Origin of the sequence: Micromonospora sp. NPDC002296 (genome assembly GCF_040296145.1) — a bacterium.
Lineage (GTDB): Bacteria > Actinomycetota > Actinomycetes > Mycobacteriales > Micromonosporaceae > Micromonospora.
In genome coordinates, this window is sequence record NZ_JBEOWQ010000105.1 from 1 (window position 1) to 5,093 (window position 5,093).

Below are 5,093 nucleotides of genomic sequence, written 5' to 3' on the forward strand. Positions count from 1 at the left end.
GCCGCCGGCCTGCCGCCGGCCCGGGTCACTCCCGCGCGGCGGACCTTCGGCCGGACCGCGCCCGCCCCGGCCACCGGCCCCGCCGGGCGCACCCCGCCCGCCACCGACGTGGCCCGGCGCATCGCCGAGGTCTGGGCCGCGACCCTGGACGTGCCGGCGGCCGACATCGCCGAGGAGGACAACTTCTTCGACCTCGGCGGGAACTCCCTCGCCGCGATGCGGGTCGTCGCCGCGCTGCGCCCGCTGATCACCCTGCGGCAGTTGATGACCCACTCCGACCTCGGCCCGCTGGCCCGGGCCGCCGAGGCCGCCCAGCCCGCCGAGACCCCCGGCGCCACACCCGGCACCGGGTCAGGCGCGGCGGTCGCCTCCGGGACCGGGTCAGGCGCGGAGGCCGGGGCCGGGGCCGCCCGGGCCGGCGACGACTCGCTGCTCCAGCCGCTGTCGCCGCCGGGCGTCGCCGCCGACCGGGTCCTGGTCTGCTTCCCGTACGCCGCCGGCAACCCGCTGGCCTTCCGCCCCCTCGCCGAGGCGCTCGCCGGGCATGGGGTGGCCGTTCAGGCGGTGGCCCTGCCCGGTCACGACCCCGGCCGCCCCGAGCCGCTGGTCGACCTCGACGAGGTGGCCCGCCGGGTGGCCGACGAGGTCCGCGCCGCCGACCGGGGCGAGGTGCTCATCTGGGGGCACTGCGTCGGCGCGGCCCTGGCCGTCGAGGTGACCCGGCTGCTCGCCGCCGCCGGGGCCCCGCCGGCGCGGCTCTTCCTCGGCGGCAAGCTGCTGCGTGACGCGGCCGACATCGACGCCAGCATCGCCGAGGTGCGGGCCCTCGACGAGGCGGGGGTGGTGGACTGGCTGGTCGGGCAGACCGGCTTCACCGACCTCGACGGACTCGACGCCGAACACACCTCTGCGCTGGTCGCCGCGTTCCGGCACGACGCGCTCGGCTCGCACGCGTACCTGCGGGACCAGCTCGCCCCGCTGGCCGACCGGCCGCTGACCGTGCCGGTGACGGTGGTGCTCGCCGACGACGACCCGCTCACCGCCGGCTCGGCCGACGAGCACGCCGCGTGGCGGCGAATCGCCGCCGACGTGACCCTCGAAGAGATCGACGGTGGGGGACACTACTTCTGCCGTACCCGCGCCGGGGAGGTGGCCGCCCTCGTCGGCGCCGCCGGCCCGGCCGCTCCGCGTGCCCGCCGCCCCGGGGAGGACCATGTCTGACCGCACGCCCACCAGCGCCGCCGAGCGGCCCGCGACGCCGCGCGGCGAGTTCGTCGCCGGGGCCCGCTCGATGGTGCCGTTCCTGCTCTCCGCGTTCCCCCTCGGGGTGATCGGCGGGACGCTCGGCCTGGCCAGCGGGCTGTCCTACCTGGAGACGTTCGGGCTGGCCATGGTGGTCAACTCGGGCACCGCCCAGTTCATCGGCTTCAAGCTGATCTCCGAGGGCGCGGCGTGGCCGGTGATCGTGCTGACCACGCTGATCCTCAGCCTGCGCATGCTGATCTACTCGACGCTGCTCGCCCCGCACGTGCGGGAGCTGCCGCAGCGGTGGCGGCTGCTGCTCGGCTTCGGGCTGATCGACGCGGTGTTCTTCGTCGCGTTCGACCGGATCAAGGGCGACGAGCCGGCCCGCCGCAAGAGCATGTACTACTTCGGCGCGTCCGCCGTCATGTACGTCAACTGGGCGATCGCCACGGTCGTCGGCATGGTCGCCGGACACCTGCTGCCGGAGCGGCTGCGCGACGGCCTGGACTTCCCGATGACCGCGGTCTTCCTGGTCGTGCTCGCCGGGGCGCTCGCCGGCTGGAAGATCTGGACCACCGCCGTCTCGGCCGGCGCGCTGGCCATGCTGACCCTCGGCCTGCCGTACAACCTGGGGCTGATCCTGGCCGCGCTCGGCGGAGCCTGCGTCGGCATGGCCTGCGAGCGGATCGAACGCCGCTGGTTCCCGCCGAAGCCCGACGACCCGGCGGTCGACCCGGACCCGGCGCCGCCGGACCTGCCGGCGGGCGCCGACGGGCCCCCGCCGGGCTCAGTGCCGCGCTCGCGGCCCGGTGAGCCGGTGCCGCCCGGTGAGCCCGTGCGGGCCGGGGACCGGGCGGCCGACGCCGCCGCCGACGTGGACGGAAGGTGACCGCGATGTCGATGCTGCTGCTCATCCTCGGCATGGGGCTGGCCACCTTCGCCCCCCGGTACGTGCCGCTGCTGGTCTTCCGCGACCGGGAACTGCCGGCCGACGTGAAGACGTTCCTCGGCTACCTGCCGCCCGCGCTGCTCGCCGCGATCGCGGTGCCGTCGGTGCTCGCCCCCGTCGACAACCGGGTGGAGATCACCGTGGTCACGGTCCCGTACCTGGTGGCCGGGGTGGTGACCCTGGTGACCGGGCTCTTCGTCGAACGGTTCATGATCGTGTGGACCGTCGGGCTGGCGGTCTTCTTCGGGCTGCGCTGGTGGTTGGGGACGATGTGACGACGACGGGCGACGTTCCGCTGCGGCAGCCGCTGCGGGTGGCGGCGGCACAGATCGAGGCGGTCGGCGGCGACCTGACCGGCAACGCCGCCGCGCACACCGCCGCGATCGCCGGGGCCGCCGACCTGGGCGCGAGCCTGGTCGTCTTCCCCGAGCTGTCGCTGTGCGGGTACGACTATCCGCTGCTCACCGCCGACGTCGCCCGGTGCGAGGTCGCCCCCGGCGACCCGGCGCTGCGTACGGTGGGCCAGGCCTGCCGGGAGCACGGGGTGACCGCCGTGGTCGGCGGCTGCGCCCGGCGCGCCGACGGCTGGGCCATCGCCGCCCACGTGGTCGGTCCCGACGGCGCGGTCGCCGCGACCTACCACAAGCGCCACCTCGACGCCGACGAGCGGGCGGTGTTCGCCCCCGGCACCACCGACACGCTCGTACGGGTGCGCGGCTGGCGGCTCGGCCTCGGCGTCTGCTACGACGCCAGCTTCCCCGAGCACGCCCGGGGCCTCACGCTGGCCGGCGCGGACGCCTACCTGGTGTCCGGCGCGTTCACCGTCGGCGACTCCGACCACCGCCGAAGCGTCTACTTCCCGGCCCGCGCCCTGGAGAACACCAGCTACGTGGTGTTCGCCAACTTCGCCGGGGCGCACGGCGGGTGGCGGTTCGCCGGTCATAGCGCCATGTACGCCCCCGACGGCCGCCCGCTGGCCGACGCCGGGGCCACCGCCGGCCTGGCCGTCGCCGACCTCGACGACTCCCGGTTGCGGCACCAGCGCGACAGCCAGCGGATGCTCGCCGACCGGGTCGCCCCCGCGCCCGCCCCGGCACCGGTCGTCGTCGTACCTTGACAGATTCGCAGCAGCCAACCGAAGGAGCACCAGTGACCGGCATCGGCACGACCGCGATCCACGGCGACGACGGGCTGAGCCCCACGGGTGCGGTGTCGCCCCCGATCGTGCAGAGCGCCACCTTCAGCGCCGAGACCGACGAGCGGTTCACCGAGATCGCCACGCAGACGCGCGGCGACGCCTTCTACACCCGCTACGGCAACCCCAACCACGCCCAGGTCTCCGCCGTGGTGGCCGAGCTGGAGGGCGTCGAGGCGGGCCTGGTCACCGCGTCCGGGATGGGGGCGATCACCACGATCGCCCTGGCCCTGCTGAACGCCGGTGACCACGTGATCGTGCAGCGCAGCACGTACGGCGGCACCACCTCGCTGACCACGGGGCTGCTCACCCGCTTCGGGGTGACCTGCACCCAGGTCGACCAGACCGACGTCGACGCGTTCGCCCGGGCGCTGACGCCGCAGACCCGGCTGGTGCTGGTGGAGACCCCCAGCAACCCGCTGCTGGAGCTGACCGACCTGACCGCGGTGATCGACCTGGCGCACGCCCACGGCGCGTACGTCGTCGTGGACAACACCTTCGCCACCCCGGTCAACCAGCGCCCGGCGGCCTTCGGCGCGGACCTGGTCTGGCACAGCGCCACGAAGTTCCTCGGCGGCCACTCCGACGTCTCCGCCGGGGTCGTGGTCGGCTCCGCCGAACTGGTCGACCGGGTGTGGGAGACCTCCATCGTCACCGGGGCGACGCTCGGCCCGATCGACGCCTGGCTGCTGCTGCGCGGCATCCGGACGCTGCCGCTGCGGATGGCCCGGCACAACGACAACGCCCTCGCGCTGGCCCGGGCGCTGGAGGAGCACCCGGCCGTCGCCCGGGTGCGCTACCCGGGGCTGGCCAGCCACCCGCAGCACGACCTGGCCACCAAGCAGATGAGCGGGCACGGCGGCGTGTTCAGCCTCGACCTGGCCGGCGGCCGGCCGGCGGCGGCCACCCTGCTGGCCGAGCTGCGGCTGGCCAAGCGGGCGGCCAGCCTGGGCAGCGTGAGCACCCTGGTGGTGCACCCGCGCTCGATGTGGGCGGGCATCGTCGACGCCGACCAGCTCGCCGCCACGGGCATCGGCGAGGGCCTGGTGCGGGTCTCCACCGGCATCGAGGAGACGGCGGACCTGGTCGCCGACTTCACCCGCGCCCTGGACGTCGTCGCCGGCCGGAGCGGGTCCGCAGGCTGATGCGGCCGGCGCATCCGCCCGTGGAGCCGTACGACCACGGGATGCTGGACGTGGGCGACGGGAACCTCGTGCACTGGGAGGTTTCCGGCGATCCGGGCGGCACGCCGGCGCTCGTCGTGCACGGCGGACCCGGGGCCGGGTCCGCCGTGGGCGTCCGTCGGCTGTTCGACCCGGCCCGGTACCGGATCGTCCAGTTCGACCAGCGTGGCTGCGGGCGCAGCACCCCGCACGCCGCCGACCCGGCCGCCGACCTGCGGCACAACACCACGGCACACCTGCTGGCCGACATGGAGCGGCTGCGCGAGCACCTGGGCGTCGACCGCTGGCTGCTGTTCGGCGACTCGTGGGGCTCGACCCTGGGGCTCGCGTACGCGCAGCGGAACCCGGAGCGGGTGAGCGCGATCGTCCTCGTCGGGGTCACCATGACCCGCCGGTCGGAGATCGATTGGCTGTACCGGGGCGTCGGCCGGTTCTTCCCCGAGCAGTGGCGGCGGTTCGCCGACGCCGTGCCGGCGGCCGACCGCCCGGCGGGCGAGCCGGGCCAGGGGTCGGCCGTCGC

At 75.5% G+C, this 5,093-nt stretch carries 6 protein-coding genes; all 6 read left to right on the forward strand.

Annotated elements, in window-relative coordinates:
- Positions 1-1,221, forward strand: a 1,221-nt coding sequence (locus ABT023_RS28780) for an alpha/beta fold hydrolase (RefSeq protein WP_350889806.1), incomplete at its 5' end; no start/stop codon positions are given.
- Positions 1,214-2,134 carry an AzlC family ABC transporter permease gene (locus ABT023_RS28785; RefSeq protein WP_350889808.1) on the forward strand — a complete coding sequence of 307 codons (921 nt, stop codon included), beginning with the start codon at positions 1,214-1,216 and terminating at the stop codon, positions 2,132-2,134. The genes ABT023_RS28780 and ABT023_RS28785, both read left to right, overlap by 8 nt.
- A 5-nt stretch (positions 2,135-2,139) precedes the next feature.
- The gene (locus ABT023_RS28790) at positions 2,140-2,469 is read left to right on the forward strand and encodes an AzlD domain-containing protein (RefSeq protein WP_350889810.1); all 330 of its coding nucleotides are present in this window, start codon (positions 2,140-2,142) and stop codon (positions 2,467-2,469) included.
- Positions 2,451-3,311 (forward strand): carbon-nitrogen hydrolase family protein, encoded by an 861-nt coding sequence (locus ABT023_RS28795; RefSeq protein ID WP_350889812.1) that lies wholly within the window; start codon positions 2,451-2,453, stop codon positions 3,309-3,311. Before ABT023_RS28790 ends, ABT023_RS28795 begins: the two co-directional genes overlap by 19 nt.
- Before the next feature lie 32 nt (positions 3,312-3,343).
- Positions 3,344-4,534: a trans-sulfuration enzyme family protein gene (locus tag ABT023_RS28800; protein WP_350889813.1), complete on the forward strand. Its 1,191-nt coding sequence runs from the start codon at positions 3,344-3,346 to the stop codon at positions 4,532-4,534.
- The coding region (locus ABT023_RS28805) for an alpha/beta fold hydrolase (protein WP_350889815.1) at positions 4,534-5,093 on the forward strand (560 nt) is incomplete at its 3' end. The genes ABT023_RS28800 and ABT023_RS28805, both read left to right, overlap by 1 nt.